The organism is Ekhidna algicida, assembly GCF_051379705.1.
Taxonomy (GTDB): domain Bacteria; phylum Bacteroidota; class Bacteroidia; order Cytophagales; family Cyclobacteriaceae; genus Ekhidna.
In genome coordinates, this window is the sequence record NZ_CP179868.1 from 1,691,210 (window position 1) to 1,713,440 (window position 22,231).

The following is a 22,231-nucleotide window of genomic DNA, read 5'->3' on the forward strand; positions in this document are numbered from 1 at the left end:
AAATAAAAAAAGGAGCTCGAAAGCTCCCTTATTTTAAACCTAAGTAAATATGAAGAGGATTAATTACTTACTTATTTTACGCTTATTCGTTTTAGGGGTTTTACCATTTAACGATCTTTAACCTTTAGACTGACCTTTTTGTCGAAAGATTAATCCCCTATTGGAAATACAAGAAAATAATTAGCGAAAAGTGTGCCAGTTCCGATTCGGAAGATCTGATTCAGGAAAATTATTTATGGCTTATACGAAGAAAAATGCATGATTCTGAAAGCCTATTTAAATAAGTCATTGGCAGACAGTTTTAATCGTATATTTTTGCGGAAAATCTAATAGAAATGAGTGTTCTTGTAAATAAAGATTCAAAAATCATCGTACAGGGCTTCACAGGCTCTGAAGGTACTTTTCACGCAGGCCAAATGATCGAATACGGCTCTAATGTTGTCGGAGGTGTGACACCAGGAAAAGGTGGACAAATGCACTTGGACAAACCTGTATTCAATACAGTGAAAGAAGCTGTGGATAAAACTGGCGCTGATGTTACCATCATCTTTGTTCCACCAGCATTTGCTGCTGACGCAATCATGGAAGCTGCTGATGCAGGCATCAAAGTAATTGTGACTATTACCGAAGGTATTCCTGTAAAAGACATGATGAATGCAAAGCCTTATGCAAAATCAAGAGGTGCAGTACTCGTTGGGCCAAACTGTCCGGGAGTAATCACACCCGAAGAAGCTAAAGTAGGTATCATGCCAGGTTTCGTTTTCAAAAAAGGAAAAGTGGGTATTGTTTCTAAATCGGGAACACTTACCTATGAAGCAGCCGACCAGGTTGTAAAAGCCGGAATGGGCATATCTACGGCAATTGGAATTGGCGGAGATCCTATCATCGGAACATCTACTAAAGAGGCAGTTCAAATGCTAATGGAAGATCCAGAGACGGATGGAATCGTTATGATTGGTGAGATTGGAGGATCTTACGAGGCGGATGCCGCTCAATGGATTCAGGAAAACGGTAACAAAAAGCCAGTTGTCGGTTTCATTGCCGGGCAAACAGCGCCTCCGGGACGAAGAATGGGTCATGCAGGAGCCATCATCGGAGGAAAAGATGATACCGCAGAAGCGAAGATGAGAATCATGAGCGAATGTGGACTTCAGGTAGTAGATTCTCCTGCAGACATTGGAGCTGTGATGAAAAAAGCACTCGGATAAATTATTATTAAGAATTTATAGTTAATAAAAAGCCTCGAACGAGGCTTTTTTTGTGCCCAATCTTTATCAACTAAAAAATTAGTTCAAAATGATTTGGATATTCAAACTAAATATTTAGTTTTGAAACTAAGTTATTAGTTATTAACAATTATGAAGCCACTTACCCAAGCCGAAGAAGAGATCATGCAGATTTTATGGCATCTACAAAAAGCTTTTGTCAAGGATATCGTAGAAGAGTACAACGATCCTAAACCAGCCTATAATACCATTTCCACACTTATCAGAATTATGGAAAAGAAAGGATTTGTTGGGTATGAGGCTTTTGGAAAATCGCATCGGTATTATCCATTGATCGACAAGGAAGCATATAGCAAAAAGTACCTCAATCGATTTGTGGATAAGTATTTCAGCGGATCCTATAAAGATCTTGTATCCTTCTTTACCAAGGAGAAAGAAATGAGTGTGAAGGACTTAGAGAGACTTCTTGAGGAACTTAAAAAAAATGAGTCATGATTACCTATATAGTTGAATTTTCGATTCTCCACTTATTGTTTTTTGGCATCTACAAAGTGATGCTATCCAAAGAGACTCAACTTGGATTTCTTCGATTTTTTCTGCTTGGCTCAACGCTTCTAAGTTTGATTTTACCAGCGATAGAAATTCCGACTAAAACTGCCATTCCCACCTTCAATACAGAAGCAATTGTGCTTCCAATAATTTCAGCAACTCCACAGGAGACTGGATGGGACATTCCGTGGTATGTTGTGGTTATTGGCATTGTAAGTATCATTTTCACGTTTAAATTATTGCTTAATCTGATTCAGATCTATGGTTGGTACAGACAAAGTGAAACTGATGCATTCGATCAAATAAACATCCAAAAAGTCACCGGACTTCAAAACAGCTTTACATTTTTCAAGTGGATTTTCATTGATCCGAAAAATTTCGAAAATCCGGCAGATATCATTCGTCACGAGCAAGGACATGCTTCCAAGTTGCATTCACTCGACCTTTTGATCTTTCATATACTCACCATCTTCTTTTGGTGGCAACCCTCCGTCTGGTTGATGATCAACGAATTGAAAGCGGTGCATGAATTCGAAGCGGACGAATTTGCATTAAGGATTAATGATTCAACATATACAAAGACCTTGGTGCAATGCACCTTGAAAGCGCATGGAATGGACCTGGCCAGTTCATTCGATGACGCTCCTATTTTTAACCGATTAAACTTTATTAAAAAGATGAAAAAGAAAATCAGTATTTGGAAAGTGGCCAGTATAGCTACTTTGGTGGCTATTTCAGGAGCCATGTTCGCCTGCGAAGATGAGCTTGATTCTGAAATTAAGAGAATAGCAGACGAAAGCAATCAGCAGATTGATTATTCCGACGATGTTCAGATAGCTCTAGAAAAGCTGACAAAAGAAAATCCCGGATCAAAATATGTGGTGATAGAAACCAAATTTGAAAATGAAGAAAGCATTAAAAAGCTTAATTCATATGACCCTGAACAGATAGCAGCGATTTTTGTGAATGAAAAAGGAGATGACAAAAGCGTAACCATGATTGTTAACCAATCATCCGCATTATTCAACAAAACCATAGAAGTACAGGAAACAAGCGATGATGTGTTTACAATAGTAGAAAACGCTGCCACATTTCCTGGCGGCCTGAATGCCTTTAAAAGTTACCTTAAGGAAAACATCAAGTATCCAAAGCAAGCCAAAAGATTAGGTGTTGAAGGAAAGGTCTTTGTTGGTTTTATTGTCGAAGAAGACGGTGAACTAACCAACATGGAAGTACTTAGAGGAATAGGAGCGGGATGCGATGCGGAAGCTCTAAGAGTCCTCGAGGAATCCCCTAGATGGGAACCTGGCTCTCAAAACGGAAAAACCGTTCGCCAAAAAATGGTTTCCCCTGTCGAATTCACTCTGACCGACTAAGCATTAAGCTATTTATTAACTTAAAAAAAAGCCCCAACTGGGCTTTTTTCATTTATTCAAAGTGATATAGAAAAACCATTGTGGCAGTAAATGCCGGCTTCTTCTCACCTTTAATCTCCAATAGTGCATCCACCTCAGCTTTAGAAATTCCTCGAAGATTCGCTAAAGACTTCAAGGTTGCGGTCAGCTTAATTTCATCATTCACCTTTACGGCCTGACCGAATTTTAGCTTATCAATACCATAATTCACAAGCATTTTCACATTATTGAACTCGGCAATTTGCTCCCATAAGTAAGGCATTAGAGAGAGGGTGAGATATCCATGCGCAATGGTGGTACCGAAAGGTCCCTCTTTTGCACGCTCCGGATCGGTATGAATCCACTGATGATCCAATGTTGCATCTGCGAACTTATTGATTTGCTCCTGAGTGATTTTATGAAACTCTGATTCGCCCATAACCTTCCCAAGGTGCGACTCAAACTCTGCGTGATTATTGATGATTAGTTTACCCATGATTGTTAGTTAGGTCAAATTTCTTTCTGCAATCAAAGGTAGAACAGACTATTAAGAAAATTTCACATTGAATTTTCAAAAAATATTTTATCCGTTGACACCAAAATACTTCATGCATGTTCATCGAGTACTTATATGATTGAATACCTGCTACTTACATCTTCAATTCCTGCTTCAAAATCACAGTCTAAGCGAGTGAGTTATTCGTGCAAAACATTCATCAGAAAAAATTTCTAGTAAAAAAATTTGGAGAAACTAAAATTCCTGCTCTACGTTTGCATCATCAAATCGATAAGGTATCGATTTATAAAGAAGCGCTGAGAGACAGGCTCTATGACGCGCTAGCAACCTGCCGAAAATCGGAAACGGTGCTAATTCCTGAACGATAAATTGATTGCTATGAACACACAACATTACATCGTTCCCAATCACTTGGACGCCAGCGTCTCAAAGGGAAATTACGTCTTCTCCTCGATTGTCCATTCTTCTTGCATGTGTTGCTGTTGCAGCTGCAGATAATTCATAATTGATCCATCAGGGTTTGCGATCAACTTAGGAATGAAGTGCGTCTTCTTCCGGAAAAATCCATTCATGTTCTTATTCATTTCAGTTAGACGTGACAAATCCACTTCCTCCATATTTCATTATCAAAACGAATTATAATCATGTCACAAGAATTAAAATACGAAACGCTGCAGCTGCATGCCGGTCACGAAATAGATGAAACCACTCGCTCTCGAGCCGTGCCAATTTACCAGACTTCCTCTTTTACTTTTAAAGATTCGGAGCATGGTGCAAATCTTTTTGGGCTCAAAGAGTTCGGGAATATCTATACCCGAATCATGAATCCAACCACCGATGTTTTTGAGAAGCGTATCGCCGCTCTGGAAGGCGGAGTGGCTGCACTGGCAGTTGGTTCTGGCCAAGCAGCGCAGTTTATTGCATTGAATAACATCCTGCAGGCAGGAGATAATCTTATTTCAACTTCATTCTTATACGGCGGAACCTACAATCAATTTAAGGTGGCTTTCAAACGGCTTGGAATTGAGGCACGATTCGCAAAAACGGATAAAGCCTCTGACTTTGAAAAATTAATTGATAAAAACACCAAGGCGATCTACTTGGAAACCATTGGTAATCCGGGATTTAACATCCCTGACTTTGATGCAATAGCTGAAGTAGCTAAGGACTATGATATCCCATTAGTTGTAGACAATACATTTGGTGCTGCAGGCTATCTTTTTAGACCTATTGAGCATGGAGCGGCTATTGTCACGGCTTCTGCGACCAAGTGGATCGGTGGTCATGGTACTTCTATCGGAGGTGTCATAATTGATAGTGGTAAGTATAATTGGGGTAATGGTAAGTATCCACAATTCACCGAACCATCTGAAGGATATCACGGACTGAAATTTTGGGAAGTATTTGGTGAAGGAAACCCACTTGGTTTGCCAAACATTGCCTTTGCAATCAGAGCGCGAGTAGAGGGATTGAGAGATTTTGGACCCGCCTTAAGTCCGTTCAATTCGTTCCTACTATTGCAAGGTTTAGAAACATTGTCTCTTCGCGTGCAGCGTACAGTAGATAATGCCTTGAAACTTGCTAGTTGGTTGCATGAGCATCCGTTGGTAGAGAAGGTTAATTATCCAGGGTTAGCTACCAGTCAATACCACGAGTTGGCAAAAAAATATCTAAGCAATGGTTTTGGTGGGGTATTCTCATTTCAGCTTAGGGGTGAGAAAAATGAAACAACAAAGTTTGTTGACAAACTCAAGTTGGTAAGTCATTTAGCTAACGTAGGTGACTCGAAGACATTGATTATTCAGCCTTCAGCCACAACTCATCAGCAGCTTACGGATTCGGAGCAACTAGACGCTGGAGTCTTTCCAAATCTCTTGCGTGTGTCTGTTGGTATTGAGCATATCGATGATATTAAATCAGATTTTGAACAAGCATTTGAACAAGTATATGCCAGTACCGACACAGCACAAGTTTAAATCTTTTGGTTTTAAGGTTGAGGAACCTTTGGTCCTGGAGTGTGGAAAAACGCTCCGGGATCTTAGGATCCGATACACAACCTTTGGTGAACTAAATAAGGATAAGTCAAACGTGGTTTGGGCATTTCATGCCCTCACAGCAAATAGCGATCCTTCGGATTGGTGGAATGGGCTAATTGGGAATGGTCAATTAATAAATCCAGATGACTATTTTATCGTTTGCGCCAACACGATTGGTTCATGTTACGGAAGCACCGCACCCATGGACTTCAACTTCCCACAGCTTACCATCCGAGATCTTGTGGAAGCGCACAAAAAACTCAAAGACCACCTTAACCTTGAACAAATTCAAATAGGTATTGGTGGATCGATGGGAGGGCAGCAGCTCCTCGAATGGGCTGTTCAAGAACCCAAATTGTTCGAAACAATCGTACCGATTGCCACGAACGCAAAGCACTCAGCGTGGGGAATTGCCTTCAATGAGACACAGCGCATGGCCATTCGCTCAGCCTCTAATCCAGATGATGGACTAGAAGTAGCGCGAGCCATTGCAATGCTTTCATATCGTCATGAGAAAACTTACAACGAAACTCAAAGTGATGAAGATGGCAGAATTGATCAATTCTCAGCATCATCTTATCAGCGATATCAAGGATCAAAACTCAGCAAAAGATTCTCGCCTTTCAGCTACTACTATTTGTCGATGGCTATGGATAGTCATAACCTCGGAGTAAGTAGAAATGGAATAGAAAACGCACTATCAAAAGTGAAGTCAAATGCAATCGTAATTGGAATTGAAACTGACATTCTATTTCCAATACATGAGCAAGACTACATTTCTACCCATCTGCCTAATTCGACTTTTCATCCTATCAAAAGCCTCTATGGACACGATGGATTTTTAATTGAAACGGATCAAATCTCAGAAATCTTAAGAAACGCATTGAAATGAATGGATATAAAAAAATTGGACTTTTTGGTTTCGGGACCGTCGGCCAAGGCTTTTACGAAAATCTAAAAAAGCACCCTCACATTCCTGCTACTATAGAAAAGGTTTGTGTAAAGCGAATAGATCTTCCGAGGATTGGTCACGAACTCTACTTCACTGACAATCCCGATGAGCTTTTGCTTGACCCTGAAATTGATATCATCGTAGAGCTTATTGATGACGCATCAGCTGCCAAACAGTTTGTGTTTACTGCACTTCAAAACGGAAAAAGCGTGATTAGCGCAAACAAAAAAATGATTGGAGAATCACTAAAAGAGATTGACCGATGGCATCATGAGTTTGAAGGTGCATTATTATATGAAGCAGCTGTCGGAGGTGGTATTCCTATTGTCCATGCAGTGGACGGTTTCTTCAGAGATCAGGAAGTAAGGAAGATTAGAGGTATCCTCAATGGGTCATCCAATTACATCCTTACTCAAATGCAAAAGCATCAATGGAGCTTTGATAAAGCCTTAAGGGATGCGCAAGCAAAAGGATTTGCTGAGAGAAATCCAACATTAGATGTCAGTGGTGTAGATGCATCATACAAGCTTTCTATCCTGGCATATCACGCCTTTGGAGAGGTGTTTTCCATGAGCAGCTTCACTTCCGAAAGCATTGAGGGTGTATCAAAAGAAGCTATCAAGAAGGCAAAAACTAAAGGTCGAAAAATCAAGCCTGTCGCGACGATTGAACGGACAGATAATGGGATAATTTGTTCGGTAAAACCCGAAGAAGTTGGTCCTAACGATGAGCTCTACAGCATCGATTATGAAAATAATGCAATAAGTGTTGACACACTAATCAGCGGACGTCACATCGCTGCTGGCAAAGGAGCCGGATCGTTGCCCACAGGCTCTGCAGTATTAGAAGATTTAAAGCGCCTTCTCAGTGGCTACAGTTATCAGGTTAGTAGATTAATAAAAACTGTAGCATAAAAAAGCCCTGGCGATATCGTCAGGGCTTAACTAATTTCTACTTAAAATTTACAAGTGAATCACCTCATCATAAGCTGCTGCTGCTGCCTCCATCACTGCTTCACTCATCGTTGGGTGTGGGTGAACAGTCTTGATGATTTCATGCCCAGTTGTTTCTAGTTTTCTTGCTGCTACTGCCTCAGCGATCATCTCGGTAACGTTGGCGCCAATCATGTGCGCACCTAACCATTCACCATATTTTGCATCGAAGATCACCTTTACAAATCCATCTGATGCGCCTGCCGCTTTGGCTTTACCGGAAGCGGAGAATGGAAACTTGCCAACTTTCACTTCATAGCCTGCTTCTTTGGCAGCTTTCTCAGTATAGCCAACAGATGCAATCTCTGGCGAACAATAGGTACAACCTGGTATGTTGTTGTAATCTAAAGGATCCACATGCATGCCTTTGATTTTCTCTACGCAAATAATTCCCTCTGCTGATGCTACGTGTGCTAAGGCTTGACCTTTTACTATGTCACCAATGGCATAGACTCCATCTACATTGGTTTTATAGAAGTCATCTACGAGTACTTTTCCTTTTTCTGTCTTCACGCCAACTTCTTCCAGGCCAATCTTCTCAATGTTAGTGGCTACACCTACAGCAGATAATACTACGTCACATTCCAGCTGTTCTTCTCCCTTCTTTGTTTTCACAGTGACTTTGCACCCAGAGCCTTTGGTGTCTACTTTGGTTACCTCGGAGCTGGTCATGATTTTCATACCAGCTTTCTTGTACGTTCTTTCAAGCTGCTTGCTCACCTCTTCATCCTCTACTGGAACAATTCGGTCCATGAACTCAACGATCGTCACTTCTGTCCCGATCGATTTGTAGAAGTAGGCAAACTCAACTCCGATTGCTCCAGATCCCACAACAACCATTTTCTTGGGTTGCTTGTCTAGTACCATGGCTTCTCTATATCCGATTATTTTCTTACCATCAATTGGTAGGTTAGGAAGCTCACGAGCTCTACCTCCTGTAGCTAGAATGACGTGGTTGGCGTCATATGTTGTGACTTTGCCACTCTCATCTTTCACTTCAACCTTCTTCCCTTTTTTCAGAGTGCCATATCCAGCGATATGATCAATTTTATTTTTCTTGAAAAGGAATTGAATTCCCTTACTCATTCCGCCAGCTACATCTCTACTTCGCTTCACCATTCCTGTGAAATCAGCTTTAGCGTCCTTTACTTTGATCCCATAATCCTCCGCGTGATTGATATATTCAAAAACCTGTGCGCTTTTTAGTAGTGCCTTAGTTGGGATACATCCCCAGTTCAAACAAACACCACCGAGTTCGGACTTTTCAACAACTCCTACTTTCATTCCTAGCTGTGATGCACGAATAGCGGCTACATATCCACCTGGTCCACTTCCGATTACAATAAGATCATATTTAGATGCCATGTTGTCTAGATTTTAATTTGAGGCTGCAAATGTAATCTTAAAATCTCTGCTTTTGAACAGTTAAGAACACTTACTAAAGACAACTTGCCTCTTTCAAATATGAGTTTAGATTTATTTAATAAATGTACTTTCTCCCGAAAGCAAAATCAGGTTGGATTTGTCTGACAGATGTTTCAGTAAACTGGATAGTAACATCATCTTTAAACCTTTCTTGAAAGAAAAAATTATTCGCTAAAACTTCAGACATCTGGACATCATTCTTACTGGAGTAATGGAATTCATATAATAGTCGATCACCAGCACCAAACTGGTGTTCATATTTATTGACAAACCATAAGAAGTAATCAGCCCAAGTCTCCACGCCGTAATAGGTATTATCATGAATCAAAAAATCGGAGATATCATGAAGCGCCGCTAAGGAATCACTTAAGGGTCCGATAGTTCGTAAAGTAGGTTTCGAGTTTATCTCATAGAACTGTGCATTTGACAAACCCCAGGCAGGAATCGTGGCCTGGCTACTTGCCGAATAAGCTAATAAAATGAACAACGAAATAAATGCTAATCTTCTCATTTTAGTACAATTTAATGTTAAACATGATGAGCTATGCGGCTATACCAATCCATCAATATAACAGTTGAATACGTTTTATGTTAAAAAAAACCTCATACCCGCTTCAGCTAAAAAACAACATAAGAACATAAGCCAATATCATGCCATTAATTGTGATATATGATTACCAAACGAAATAAAACAGCAGGAATAAACGTTTTGTCAAAATTTTTTATCAAAAAATGAGAGAAACTACCGTGATGACAAATCCGCCAAATTCGAGCCATTATATACCTTAGCAATTGGAAACAAACTATTATGAAACTACTAGAAGGAAAAACCGCTCTCATCACAGGAGCATCGAAAGGAATTGGAAAAGCAATTGCGGAGCAATATGCGGCTCAAGGTGCAAACATTGCATTTACATATCTATCAAGCGTTGAAAAAGGGGAAGCACTTGAAAAAGAGCTAGCTTCTCAGGGAATCCAAGCAAAAGGTTATCGTTCAGATGCTTCTGACTATGAAGCAGCTCAGGAGCTTATCAATAATGTAGTAGCTGATTTTGGCTCATTGGATATTCTCATCAACAATGCCGGGATCACAAAAGATAATCTTCTCATGAGAATGAGCGAGGCGGATTGGGATGCGATCCAAAACATAAATTTGAAATCATGTTTTAATACTGTGAAAGCAGCTTGCAGAACCATGATGAAGCAAAGAAGCGGATCCATAATAAATATGTCTTCTGTAGTAGGTATCAAAGGAAATCCGGGCCAGGCAAACTATGCGGCATCCAAAGCCGGTATCATTGGATTTACAAAATCGGTAGCTTTAGAATTGGGCTCCAGAGGTATAAGATGTAATGCAATCGCTCCGGGATTTATTGAGACAGAAATGACCGATGCTTTGGATGAAAAAACAGTTCAAAGCTGGAGAGATGCTATTCCCCTGAAAAGAGGTGGAGCCCCGGAAGATGTAGCAAACGCATGTATTTTCCTTGGGTCAGATATGTCTACCTATATCACCGGACAAACAATCCAGGTAGATGGTGGAATGCTTACTTGATCGATCTTATCATTAATAGCTTTTTGTTTACCCATTGTACAAACATCGGTTTTTATAGTTTTAGCAATTAATTAAACTATTTGAATATTTTTTATCATTTATTTTATAATAAATGACTTAATTTTAGTGTTCTATTACCAAAACAGCTCCAATGCCTTTAAATGCACTCACCAGTACATTAGGAACAAAAAGAGCTGCTCACCTCCTACGTCGGACGTGCTTTGGCGGGTCTATCGCTGAGATAGATGCCTTTGCCACACTTACCCCGGCACAAGCAGTGGCGCAGCTTTTCACTTCAGGTCTTCCAGATCCAACATTGCCTATAGATCCACTTACCGGCGAGGAATGGATTACAAATGGTAATGCGCAAAGTGAAGGCTTTGAACTTGAAAGATATTTTCTTGCCTGGCATATTGGACAGATGTTGGGCAATGGCGTAGAAGACGCACTCAAGCTTCCTTACATCTTTCGCGAAAGACTCGTATTCTTTTTCCACACTCACTTTACCACTAAGCGATCTGTAGTGAACAGCTCTCGGGCTATTTACTATCAGCAAGCACTCTTCAGGCTATTCGCTATTGATGGTGAAGACATTACTATTCCAGCCGATGATCCCATGGATCCGGATATTGTGGTACCCAGAAATCTCAAGCAACTCACAAAAAAACTCAGTGTAGATAATGCCATGCTTATCTTCCTTGATGGTCGATTTAATGTAAAAGGCAGCCCGAATGAAAACTATGCGAGAGAGCTTATGGAGCTCTATTCGATAGGAAGAGGTCTGGAAGGGAATGTGCCTGAGCCAGAATTTGATGGTGATTATTTCAACTACACTGAAGAAGATGTACAAGCAGGAGCTCAAGTCCTTTCAGGATTTAATGTAGACCCAACGTTCGCAAATATTGATGAAGAAACAGGACTTCCCAGAGGAGTAGTCAGAGGCGGTACCACAGCTTCAAGTCATGAAGAAGGTACAAAAACCTTTAGTGCACGAATGAATAATGGTGAAGTAGTTCCTGATTCCGACCTGCTATTGGGAGGTTCACCGACTGAAGAGAGTGTGCTTGACGAAATCAGTCAATACGTAGATTTGATTTATAATCAGGCGGAGACAGCTCGTAGTATTTGCCGAGAGTTATATCGTTTCTTTGTATATCATCAGGTAGATCAGTCCCTTCAAGACGACATCATTCAGGATATGGCAGACATCTTTACTGCTAACGAGTTTAAAATTCAGCCTGTGTTAGAAGCGCTGCTAACAAGTGAGCATTTCTATGAAGCAGAGGCTGGAACAGATGACAACAATTTTGGCAGCCTCATCAAATCTCCGATTGACCTTGTGTTAGGTTTCATGCGAAATTTCGAGCTGGAACTGCCAGATTATGAAACTGAACTGAACACCTATTACGAATACACGACAGATCTGCTTGGTGAGATCAGGATTCAGGGGATGGACTACTATGAGCCATTTGAAGTAGCGGGATATCCGGCATATCATCAATTCCCCATTTTTAACCGGAGCTGGATCACAACAAATTACCTGACCAACAGATACAATTTTATCCGAGGGTCAATTGTAAGTCAGAATCCCGAAATGGGTCAGGTAGATATTCTACAATTCGTCCAGGATAATTTTTCTGCTGCGGCACCCAATGCAAGAGATTTAATCATTGCCATTGCGGAGTATTTACTTCCAACATCAGAAAACCTGACTTTTGACACACCGGACGTAGGCGAGCTCACAGTTGAGCGACTCAATTATTTCTTAACTGCGTTTCTTTTCTCACCTCAATTCGATGCAGATCCTGAGGCGGCGTGGACCAACAGATGGACGAATGGAATTGATATGGATACTGTCCGCAATCAGCTCACGAATTTATTTAATGCGATGCTTCAATCGCCGGAATATCAACTCATGTAACCAGCAGATCAGATGAAAAGAAGAAATTTTTTAAAGAAAATCGGATTTGCTGCAGGAGCACCAATTGCTTTTCAAGGCGTTCCTCTGAAGCTTTTGGCATCACATCAGGAATTTCAGCATCTAGCTCAGCAAAGCACCAATGATCGTGTATTGATCATTCTTCAAATGCATGGAGGAAATGATGGATTGAATACCATCATACCGATCTCTAACTACGATGAATACTACAGTAGAAGGGCAAATATTGCTATTCCATACAAAGTTGGTAATCGGACACTCATACCTTTAGATAGTACAGTTGCCAGTGAGGAGCAAGTCGGTCTTCACCCGGACATGAACGACTTTAAGAGTCTTTATGACAGAGGCAAAGCGGCTGTTTTTCAAGGGGTCTCATATGAAAGAAATAATGGCTCTCACTTCCGAGGAAGAGATATTTGGTTCATGGGCGGAGATGCGGATGATTACTTCAGCTCTGGCTGGATTGGGCGTTACCTTGGCACAGAATACACACCCTTATCATATCCAGAAGATTTTCCGACAACTGAAATGCCCGATCCACTTGCGCTTGAAATGGGTAATGACGTATCACTTTTGTTCCATCAAGAGGGAAACATACCCACTTCGCTTTCTCTGGGGAGCAGTCCTGGAAACCTTGCAAATCTTATCGATCAGCTCGAGGGTTTTGAAGATGAAGGTATAGATCCAAGAGGAAATCCTCCTGCTTTTCTTGATGACTCTCCATATGGACAGGAAATGAACTGGATCCTTGGCTTGGAAGATAAGTCGGAAACTTATATCAAGAGACTTGCAGAAATCTATGATTCTGCAGCAGAAACATCGGTAACCTATCCTGAAAATTATCCCTTCAATGCGCCCGATGGATCTAAAAGAAATCCGCTAAGCAACCAGCTAAAATTAGTGGCACGGTTGCTAGCCGGTGGTGTAAAGACTAAGGTCTTTTTGGTAAAAATGGGTGGATTTGATACCCACGCCTCTCAGGTTGAAAGCTATGATCCAACCATGGGCGTACACTCCGCACTTTTATATCACATTTCTTCGGCAATGGCTGCATTTCAAAAAGACTTGAGTTCGCGTGGTTTGGAAGAGAGAGTTCTTACGATGACCATGTCTGAATTTGGAAGACGGATTGGTTCAAACGGAAGTTATGGAAGTGATCATGGTACGGGTGGGCCGATCATGATGTTTGGAGCCGGAGTAAAGCCTGGAATTTATGGAACCGTCCCTGATGTTTCGCAAGGAAATGTAGGAATGCAATTTGACTATCGTCAGATTTATGCCAACATACTTTTTGAATGGATGGGGGTTGAAAAATCAGTTATTGAAAATGATATTTTCTTTCGTGATTTTATTGAGGGATCGAATCCAAACGGAGGAAACTATGAACCAATGGACTTGATTAAAGAAGTTATTCTTGGTGAAAAAGAGCATCTCAAAAAGAACTACCGCCTGGAATCAGTTTATCCAAACCCTGCGTCTAACTATACACAAGCAAAAATCTTTGTGAACAATCATCAAACAGTAAATGTGCAGTTGATAAATGTGCGCGGTGACATTGTTTCTCAAAGCACTCGAAAAGTAACTCCAGGAGAGCACACCTTTTCATTTGTGCTAGATTCGCTAAGTCCGGGATTCTATTTTATCAAAGCAAAATCTGAAACACTCGATGATACAAAAAGACTCATCATTCGCAAATAAGCTAGGCAGTGTAATCATCTTACTGCTAATATCCAGCAGTTTGATCGCACAGAAAAAACCGGCAGCCAATCCATTAGAATCTTTTCTGGACACCCAATTTTGGTTGGGTTTGAAAATGGGCATTAATTATACACAAGCATTCCCGGATGTGAGAAACACAGGCTTCAGTCCCATCGATTATTCAGCTGATAGTTTGCGCAAGAGCTACGATGATTTCGCTCTACCGGGAGCGCATATGGGTTTAGAGATGAACTTCTACCATAGAGGTTTTTCGGCCTCATTCCAACCAGTCTACAAGAGAAGTAGATACAAGTATAATAGTCTGCTGGAATGGCAGGGAACGACCTCAGGAATCAGGTTTGAAACCAGATACGATGTTGAGCAGCGATTGGACGTAATAGAATTGCCACTAATGATCAAATATGACATTATCCGAAAAGGAAAAATAAGGCCTTTTGTGATGGTAGGTGGTTTCCATTCATTTATTGCTTCTGCTCAAAAAGATGTAAAAATCACACAGATCGATTATTCATCTGGGAATCCATTGGAGTCCTCTGGTGGAACCAGTACACTTGGTGTTAAAGACGCTTTTAAGGGCTTTACCGGAGTATCGGGTGGTGTAGGTGTAAATCTGGACTATTGGAATATCCGAACGGTATTTGAGGTGAATTATAAAAGATCACTTACCTCAGCAACCAAACCCAATGTGCAGCAGAATGAACTTGCTTCGCTTGGAGAGACTAACGATGAGATATTTATCCGAGATCTAAGCTTCTCGCTAGGTTTCGTGTTTCCATTTCGATTCATTGACCAACAATTCAAAGCCTACTAGCAAGCGTGATGCTTGACCCATTCATTGAGAAAAATATTCGCATGAAATCAAAAGTATACCACATATCAAATTCCGCAAATTGGCTAAAAGTGATATTTCTATCGCTAGCCATCACCTGTTTGAATGGATGCTCTGACGATGAGCCTGCTTTAAGCGAATCATTCCTAAAGATCTACGATGACTCCAATATTGATGTGAGCTATCGCCCAATTGACGTAGTGGAAACCATCGATGGATATATTATCCTCACCGGTACTGAACTTTCGAATACAGACTTCATGGGCATACGACTTTTGAAAATTGACGAGGAAGGTAATTACGAAAACGACGTTGAAATAGATGATTATGTTGTACCTATTGGATCTGTTTATCTAAATGAATCTGATAGCAACAGCTATTTCTTCGCCATGAATCCAACTTCACTTGAGGCAGTATTGATCGGTGTAAATCCTCAGCTGGAAATAGAGTCGGAAACATTGATCGGCGGGATCAACTATCCTCTTTCATCAAGCCTGCTTAGCAATGGTAATTTCCTTCTGCAAAGCTATGATCCTCTTACCCAGGAAACTGAAATTTCAGAGATTTCAATTGATGGAACTTATGTAGATGGCAGCCGCTACTCCATTGGTCCCGGAGACGATGTGGAAGAAGAAATTATCAATCATTACTTAAACGCAAGCGAGCGGCCTTTACCATTTTTCTGTGGCGAAGTATCCATGGGCAACTATTTCTTTAATGGATTTTATAATTACAGTTTTTCGCTCGTTTTCACAGATTTTTCTGACACTCCTAATGGAGTAGTGCAAGGGCAATCATCAAACGCAGGAATACGGGCGGTGCTCCCTTTGTCGGGGAGTGACTTTGCTGTGGCTGGTTTCCAGTTTGATGATAACTATCAACTAGCGAGCTCCGCACTTTCTACGGGTGGTATTTCTTCAAGTGCTGACTTGTATCCAGGAAACATGGCTGAACTAAAATCTTATACCCCAACGCAAATCATCAGCTACACAAATGGATCAACTTATTCTGTATTTGTGGCTGAAACAAAAGGACGGCAAGTATTGCTTAACTTCTACACAGACACGGGTGAGATTGGAGGAATGCATCGAGTTGGCTATTTAAATCCGTTTACCTTCTCTGCTATTAAAGTCGGATCAGACAATTCACTTCTCCTGTTAGGTTCCACGTTTGTCGCTGGGCGGTTCGAACGGATCACCTTGAACAAAATTTCGGAAAGTGAGATTGGTGGATTTGTAAACTAACCTCTCAACACAAAATTGTATCTTAAAAAAATCCTCCCCGTATTGATCTTTTGAATTAGTTTTCACGTTGGCTTGTGAGTGGATAAGCTGACTTATTTTCGCAGAAGAATCGAATACGCAATTAATGGATAGAAGCTTTCTTTATTTAGAATACTCAGGATGGTGGCTACTCCCCATTGTAATTCTGGCTGCTTCACTTTCCTATTTTCTTTATTCCAAGAAGAATGTTCCATGGAACTCTTCGCAAAATTGGGTGCTTGCAGCAATTCGTTTTTTAGGAATTTTCTCCTTGCTTGCACTTTTACTTTCTCCCTCTATTCGTAAAGTGACCAACCGTGTGGAAGATCCTGTTGTAGCTCTCGCTGTGGATAATTCCCAATCTGTTGTCCAAAGAGGTAATTCCAAAGAAGACATTTTGGAAATTATTCGCTCCCTTGAAGAAGGACTAGACAACCAAGACATTGATGTAGAATTAGTCACCTTCAATGATTCCTCAGATTTCAATTATTCCACCTCCAATTTGTCTAGTCTGATAAAGCGAATCGATGATGTCACGGATCAGCGTCATTTTGTTGGCTCAATACTTATTACAGATGGCATTTACAATCGTGGTAGCTCTCCACTTTATAAAAATTACGTCACTCCGATTTTCACCATTGGCCTTGGAGACACGATTCCTCCAAAAGACGCAAGTATTTCACGAGTCCTTTACAATAAAGTGACTTATAAGGGTAATGAAACGCCCATTCGTCTTGAAATTTCTCAAGAAGGATTCACCAATCGTGAGATATTCGTGCAGTTAAAGGAAAAGGGGGAATTGATAGCAGAGCAGAAAATACGGCTAAGAAGTTCTATTCAAGAAGTTGAATTCGTGTTAAAATCGGAAGAAGAAGGTTTGAGGCGATTGGTAGCCTCCATATCTAATCTTGGTGATGAATCTACACTTGAGAACAATCGATCCAACATTTTCATGGAAATTATTGATGGGAGACAGCAAGTACTCATTGTAGCAAACGCGCCTCATCCAGATATTAAAGCCATTCGCTCAACACTTGCCGAAACTGGTAATTACCGAACAGAAGTTTACATCCCGCAAATTCACGATGAAAAGCCAAATGAAGTTTTTGATGTGGTTATTTTCCATGGCGCATTCACTTCAGGCATCAATTTTACTCCTAAAGAAAATCCTGGAACATGGTACATTTTAAGCAATGAAAGCTCAATAACCTCAGCAAATCGTACCCTTCCGTTTATTAAAATTGAGCGAAGAGGTTCTCAACCTGACAAGGTTGTGGGTTCATTCAATCAAAATTTTAGCAAGTATAAAATAGAAGATGTTTCAGCATTTGAAGAATATCCTCCAGTAGAAGTTCCCTTCGGGAATTATAGCATAAGTGGTCCGACAGAAATATTGATGTACCAAAAACTTGGGAGTGTGAAAACACAAAAACCACTCATGGTAGTATTTGATGACGGCACCCAAAAGAGCGCTGTTTTACTTGGCCAAAACATCTGGAAGTGGAAGCTACAAGAAGCTGCTATCAATGGCAATGCGGATCAGTTTAAAAACCTAATCACGAAAACGGTACAGTTCCTTTCCGTAAAAAACGACAAAAAACAATTTCGCTTCAAGTCACGCGTGAATAATTTCACAGATTCAGAACCTGCGCTATTTGATGTTGAAGTATACAACGACATCTATGAGCGGATTTACGGAAGTGACATTTACATTACCATTACTTCTGAAAATGGAGCACAACAAAATTTTACTTTTACAGATTCCGAACTCAACAATACGTTTCGGGCCCCGTCATTTTCTCCAGGTATTTATCAATATCAAGCAAGAGTACAAATTGGTGATAAGACCCTGACTGATCGTGGAGAATTCTCGGTTCAAGACATCAACCCTGAATTCACTAACCTCACAGCAGATCATAGACTACTGAAAAACCTTTCGAATAATTCCGGAGGGACTTACATGCATTTCAATCAAGCTGATCAGATCTTAAGCATAATAGACGAAATGGATTTCAAATCGATCATCAAAAGTGAAGAGAATTTCATTCCCCTAAATCGAGCGTGGTGGTGGTATTTGATCATCTTTTCATTATTCTCGGGTGAGTGGTTTTTGAGAAAATTCTGGGGTGGCTATTAGAAGTTGATCACCGCACCCAGATAACCAGTTCGCTGTGAATAGAGGTTTTGGTCTTTCTCCGAATAGTCAAAATTGTAACCAAAGCTCTGAATGTTTGCTCGATCAAAAACATTATTCAAGCTCGCAAAAGCAATGACATTCATCTTTTCTGAAATAGTGAAAATCTTACTAACAGAAAGTCCTGCGTTGGCATAAGGAGCCAGTCGAATCGATTGCTCACTGTAGCTGGGTTCAAAGGCATCAAGTGCACCATCATAGCTGGCAGATGTTACTTCTGAAATCGCAGTTCCTTCTCGGGCCACTATGGTCGACTCAATCGTCCAGAACCTACCAGGGGAATAAGAGACATTGCCTCGAATAAAGTAGGATAAGTCATACGTGTATCCTCCCTGCTCGCTTTCAGCATCCAAAAATGTCAATGACGCCGATGCATTGAGCTTGGATGAAAGCCTGTAATTGGTGAAAAATTCGGCGCCTCTTGCAGTATATTTTACCTCGTTGGTTTCACCGGTTTTATCAAACAAACTTACTGCCAGCTCCAATCCATTTTTGTTTCTTTTAATATCAATCGATTTCTGAAAGCTCTCTGAATTAAAAGGTTCACCTGTGTTTTCCATGAGTCCATTTTTATGATATACTCCGGTTCCTAAAGTGATTGTCCACGTCTCATCTGCATACGAAATGTTAGCCTGTCTGCTCAAGTAATCATCAATATTTTCTGTTGGAATATTCTTCCGAAAGCCGGTACCGAAAGCAATCTGATCGGAAATAAAATATTTAAAATAGGAGTAGCCCTCAAGCACCTTTATGTGGGCTTCTTCATCCAGATCTATGGTCGGATGATTTGTATTCACTGCGTATCCGAATTCGTGGAAATTTCCAAAAACCGATGAAAACCGATAATCATAGCTAATTCCGCTCTTCAAACTAAATCTGGTCTTTGAAAGCAAATAATTAGCTCCTACGAAAATGTCATTCTTTTTTACGTTAAAAGCAACAGTGGAATACGAGTAGTCGCCATTGCTATAGCTCATCCCATTGTTCAAGCTCAGAGAACCACCCCAAAGGGATTTTTCCAAAGTGGAAATCAAAAAACTCCTTTGCTTTTTCTGATCGAAAATGCCCATAAAGCTGGGATGCTCAAAGTTAAATTGATATGCTTCTGTAACAGAATAGCTCAGAACTTTCCAGCTGACCAAACTGCCATTGCCATACCAATACAATCCAAGATCATTTGAGGTAAAGGACTCAATATCCTCTAATGCGTCCTCATTTAGCATTTTTATTGGCCCGCTTGGTTGCCAGTTGGTAAACAGTTTTAAGCTCTGCTTATCATTCAGTTTCTGTTCTCTTGAGTATCCAATATTAGCCAGACTCAATACCAACGAATTTGCATTGTCATCAAGCACTCGATCATCCGTCTCCATGGCTATGATACCGGATGTAACATTGCCAAACTCTAAAGGCGGATTCCCGGGAAATACTGTAACACCTTTGATAATTGATGTATTAAAAATGCTAAATGTACCGATACCATTAAGCTGAGAATAACGCACCGCATCGTATATCGGCACGTTATTCATGAAAATACCCGTTTCTAATGGACTGCTTCCTCGCAAGCTGATATTGGCTGATTCATCAGTAGTAGTGGCTGATGGCAGTGAGTTCACTGCAAGAATTGGATCTGCTTTTGCTGCTGGATTTGTATAGATATCAATTTTCTTGATTTCCATATACTTAAACTCTTCAGCAATCAATGGTTTTGCCGTCACAACAACCGTCTTGCCTACTGTCTCGATTTCTATTAATTCAATGTTCATGGTGGTGGATACCGGAACTATCTTCTCTCGAAATCCCACATATGATACGATTAATGAATCTTGCATATCCACCTGCTCTACTTCCATGCTAAACTTTCCGTCAACATCTGTTATAGCTCCTTTTCTCCAGTTTTTAAGCAGGTAAATATGTGCACCAATCAATCCTTCTTTGTTCTTTGAATCAACTATTACTCCATTGACTGTAGACTGAGAAAAAAGACTGATCGCAACAAGTAAAAACAATATGGAAAGAGCTGATTTCATAGTTTTTTGAATTGTGTCAATGTGGCTTTTGCCCAATGATATTGAGGTTCCATTGCAATGGCTTTTTCCAAAATAGCTTCAGCTTTCTCTCTCTCTTCCACTTTGTTATAGGCCATCGCTAGACCCATGTGCGTATCCATATACAGCCAATTTTCTTCTGTCTCACCAGTTTCAAATAGTTCAATGGCTTTTTCGAATGCAGCTACTGCCTGCTTAGCATCTCCGCCAAACATTTCAGGAGTGTACAGTTTTGATCCACCATGTAGCTTTTGAACAAGCGGTGAGTCTGGAGCTAGACGCATGGCTTCATCCATTAATGATGAACTCTTCATGCCGTATAGCATTCCCTTCATTGGGCTGTAGGCCATCACTAATCCATAAACTGAGGATAGAACGGCATTTGCTTCAGCATGCCCAGGATTCTCTTTAATGATAGATTTCAGTAAATCAACCGTCTGATCTACATTGTCATCAAAGGTCGCTTTGTCTTGGGTCGCCATTGTATTGTTTAGCAAGCCATACATGGCCATGGCCATTTCAAAGCTATTTTCCCCACTTTCTTTTTCAGCAATGACAATTGCTTTTTCCCACATGGTTTTGCTGGCGTTTAGATACCCGGCATATTGAAGTTCTTTAGATGTTTGTGCCGACGATAGCCCAGCTATCAATAGCATTGATATAGTTATTATTTTTTTCATAATTGATAATTATTAAAGTAGTTTATTTTATAAACTATATATTCAAAAAAAATTATTCGATGTATTGTTTTAGGTTATTCACATAGTCCTCAAATGCTTTGATCCCAACTTTCGTAATACTGCATGTAGTCAGTGGCTTCTTCCCTTTAAAGGACTTAGTCACACTTATATATCCAGCACTTGAAAGCTTATCGAGCTGCACACTTAGATTTCCAGCTGTTGCTCCGGTCTTTTCCTGGATGAAAACAAACTCGGCAGAGTCTACTCCAATCAGCAAGGACATAATGCCTAGCCTCAACTGAGAGTGTAGTAACGGATCTAATTGTGCAAAACTCATTTTTCTGCCTTTCTAAGTAAATATCCTGGGATCAAATAGCCTGCTAATATACCTGCCCCACCAACTAAATACTGATCCAATGGAGGCAAATTAAATGCAATAATACTTGCTGCCCATAATGCCATTCCTCCCATTATAAGTGGACTGAAGCGCAATGCCTGACCAGAAACAAAGGTTCCTATCCCGGCAAAAACCAAGATGATAGCATTCACATTGTAGTTTACATCAGCCATGAAAAAGAGTATAATAAGTACCCCTATAAAAACAGCTAACCAAATCTGGCTATATAATCGATCCAAATGGCTTTTTACCTTAGCTTCGCTACTCCTTTTTGCTCCATGCACCATAGATATAATAGCTGCTGGTATCGTTAGTATCCACACAATGTACGGATGCTCATACCAATCATACTTTTCAATAAGGTAGTGCCCGATATTAGCTATCATCACTACCCATCCCCAAAGTAGAAAGTAAAAACTTCCTCCCTTTGCTACGTTGCGCTTAGCCTCACCAATCATACCTGTGATTAGTGCTAAACTCTCGTCTTTCGATAATTCTTTGTTACTCATAATTTCATAGA

Annotated in this window: 20 protein-coding genes and 1 riboswitch; of the genes, 12 read left to right on the forward strand and 8 right to left on the reverse strand. The window is 40.4% G+C overall.

Translation table 11 applies throughout. The features are described 5' to 3' along the window. The first annotated feature begins 335 nt into the window (after positions 1–335). From sucD to ACL8WY_RS07330, 3 genes are all read left to right on the forward strand, one after another. Entirely contained in the window at positions 336–1,208 is an 873-nt protein-coding gene (sucD, locus tag ACL8WY_RS07320) for a succinate--CoA ligase subunit alpha (RefSeq protein WP_436517777.1), read from the forward strand. Positions 1,209–1,358: 150 nt separating this feature from the next. Next, the gene (locus ACL8WY_RS07325) at positions 1,359–1,721 is read left to right on the forward strand and encodes a BlaI/MecI/CopY family transcriptional regulator (protein ID WP_436517778.1); all 363 of its coding nucleotides are present in this window, start codon (positions 1,359–1,361) and stop codon (positions 1,719–1,721) included. Next, the gene (locus ACL8WY_RS07330; protein WP_436517779.1) at positions 1,718–3,151 is read left to right on the forward strand and encodes a TonB family protein; all 1,434 of its coding nucleotides are present in this window, start codon (positions 1,718–1,720) and stop codon (positions 3,149–3,151) included. Before ACL8WY_RS07325 ends, ACL8WY_RS07330 begins: the two co-directional genes overlap by 4 nt. A 52-nt stretch (positions 3,152–3,203) precedes the next feature. On the opposite strand, the gene ACL8WY_RS07335 is transcribed toward ACL8WY_RS07330, so the two are convergent. Then, positions 3,204–3,665 (reverse strand): MaoC family dehydratase, encoded by a 462-nt coding sequence (locus tag ACL8WY_RS07335; protein ID WP_436517780.1) that lies wholly within the window; start codon positions 3,663–3,665, stop codon positions 3,204–3,206. Between the two features lie 301 nt (positions 3,666–3,966). Beyond that, positions 3,967–4,071: riboswitch (SAM riboswitch) on the forward strand. A 52-nt stretch (positions 4,072–4,123) separates the two neighbouring features. Then, on the reverse strand, positions 4,124–4,270 hold the full coding sequence (locus tag ACL8WY_RS07340) for a hypothetical protein (RefSeq protein ID WP_436517781.1): 147 nt from the start codon (positions 4,268–4,270) through the stop codon (positions 4,124–4,126). 60 nt (positions 4,271–4,330) lie between these two features. Here ACL8WY_RS07340 and ACL8WY_RS07345 point away from each other — a divergent pair, with 60 nt between their 5' ends. The 3 genes from ACL8WY_RS07345 to ACL8WY_RS07355 are packed head-to-tail and all read left to right on the forward strand — an operon-like array spanning position 4,331 to position 7,588. Beyond that, positions 4,331–5,662: an O-acetylhomoserine aminocarboxypropyltransferase/cysteine synthase family protein gene (locus ACL8WY_RS07345; protein WP_436517782.1), complete on the forward strand. Its 1,332-nt coding sequence runs from the start codon at positions 4,331–4,333 to the stop codon at positions 5,660–5,662. After that, on the forward strand, positions 5,634–6,614 hold the full coding sequence (locus ACL8WY_RS07350; protein ID WP_436517783.1) for a homoserine O-acetyltransferase family protein: 981 nt from the start codon (positions 5,634–5,636) through the stop codon (positions 6,612–6,614). The genes ACL8WY_RS07345 and ACL8WY_RS07350 overlap by 29 nt, the downstream gene beginning before the upstream one ends. Next, positions 6,611–7,588 carry a homoserine dehydrogenase gene (locus ACL8WY_RS07355; RefSeq protein WP_436517784.1) on the forward strand — a complete coding sequence of 326 codons (978 nt, stop codon included), beginning with the start codon at positions 6,611–6,613 and terminating at the stop codon, positions 7,586–7,588. The genes ACL8WY_RS07350 and ACL8WY_RS07355 overlap by 4 nt, the downstream gene beginning before the upstream one ends. Before the next feature lie 48 nt (positions 7,589–7,636). Here the strand turns inward: ACL8WY_RS07355 and lpdA are convergent, their stop codons facing one another. Together lpdA and ACL8WY_RS07365 are read right to left on the reverse strand one after the other, a co-directional pair. Beyond that, positions 7,637–9,031 (reverse strand): dihydrolipoyl dehydrogenase, encoded by a 1,395-nt coding sequence (gene lpdA / locus ACL8WY_RS07360; RefSeq protein ID WP_436517785.1) that lies wholly within the window; start codon positions 9,029–9,031, stop codon positions 7,637–7,639. Positions 9,032–9,146: 115 nt separating this feature from the next. Then, positions 9,147–9,602 (reverse strand): hypothetical protein, encoded by a 456-nt coding sequence (locus ACL8WY_RS07365; RefSeq protein WP_436517786.1) that lies wholly within the window; start codon positions 9,600–9,602, stop codon positions 9,147–9,149. A gap of 297 nt (positions 9,603–9,899) precedes the next feature. Between ACL8WY_RS07365 and fabG the strand changes: the two genes are divergently transcribed. The 6 genes from fabG to ACL8WY_RS07395 all read left to right on the forward strand — a co-directional run bounded on the left by fabG (position 9,900) and on the right by ACL8WY_RS07395 (position 18,532). Further along, entirely contained in the window at positions 9,900–10,646 is a 747-nt protein-coding gene (fabG, locus tag ACL8WY_RS07370; RefSeq protein WP_436517787.1) for a 3-oxoacyl-[acyl-carrier-protein] reductase, read from the forward strand. A 151-nt stretch (positions 10,647–10,797) separates the two neighbouring features. Continuing rightward, on the forward strand, positions 10,798–12,567 hold the full coding sequence (locus ACL8WY_RS07375) for a DUF1800 domain-containing protein (protein WP_436517788.1): 1,770 nt from the start codon (positions 10,798–10,800) through the stop codon (positions 12,565–12,567). 12 nt (positions 12,568–12,579) lie between these two features. Beyond that, on the forward strand, positions 12,580–14,283 hold the full coding sequence (locus ACL8WY_RS07380) for a DUF1501 domain-containing protein (RefSeq protein WP_436517789.1): 1,704 nt from the start codon (positions 12,580–12,582) through the stop codon (positions 14,281–14,283). Beyond that, positions 14,252–15,115 (forward strand): outer membrane beta-barrel protein, encoded by an 864-nt coding sequence (locus ACL8WY_RS07385; protein WP_436517790.1) that lies wholly within the window; start codon positions 14,252–14,254, stop codon positions 15,113–15,115. Before ACL8WY_RS07380 ends, ACL8WY_RS07385 begins: the two co-directional genes overlap by 32 nt. A 41-nt stretch (positions 15,116–15,156) precedes the next feature. Next, complete coding sequence (locus tag ACL8WY_RS07390) at positions 15,157–16,377, forward strand: hypothetical protein (RefSeq protein ID WP_436517791.1); 1,221 nt, start codon at positions 15,157–15,159, stop codon at positions 16,375–16,377. Between the two features lie 124 nt (positions 16,378–16,501). Next, positions 16,502–18,532 carry a hypothetical protein gene (locus tag ACL8WY_RS07395; protein ID WP_436517792.1) on the forward strand — a complete coding sequence of 677 codons (2,031 nt, stop codon included), beginning with the start codon at positions 16,502–16,504 and terminating at the stop codon, positions 18,530–18,532. Here ACL8WY_RS07395 and ACL8WY_RS07400 read toward each other — a convergent pair. From ACL8WY_RS07400 to ACL8WY_RS07415, 4 genes are read right to left on the reverse strand one after another with little or no spacing between them, the layout of a single operon-like run. Next, positions 18,529–20,616, reverse strand: coding sequence for a carboxypeptidase-like regulatory domain-containing protein (locus tag ACL8WY_RS07400; protein ID WP_436517793.1), 2,088 nt, complete (start codon positions 20,614–20,616; stop codon positions 18,529–18,531). The two genes, ACL8WY_RS07395 and ACL8WY_RS07400, sit on opposite strands and share 4 nt — an antisense overlap. After that, complete coding sequence (locus ACL8WY_RS07405) at positions 20,613–21,314, reverse strand: tetratricopeptide repeat protein (RefSeq protein ID WP_436517794.1); 702 nt, start codon at positions 21,312–21,314, stop codon at positions 20,613–20,615. Before ACL8WY_RS07405 ends, ACL8WY_RS07400 begins: the two co-directional genes overlap by 4 nt. 52 nt (positions 21,315–21,366) lie before the next feature. Further along, positions 21,367–21,651 (reverse strand): winged helix-turn-helix domain-containing protein, encoded by a 285-nt coding sequence (locus ACL8WY_RS07410; RefSeq protein ID WP_436517795.1) that lies wholly within the window; start codon positions 21,649–21,651, stop codon positions 21,367–21,369. Further along, positions 21,648–22,220, reverse strand: coding sequence for a hypothetical protein (locus tag ACL8WY_RS07415; RefSeq protein ID WP_436517796.1), 573 nt, complete (start codon positions 22,218–22,220; stop codon positions 21,648–21,650). The genes ACL8WY_RS07410 and ACL8WY_RS07415 overlap by 4 nt, the downstream gene beginning before the upstream one ends. Positions 22,221–22,231 lie beyond the last annotated feature (11 nt).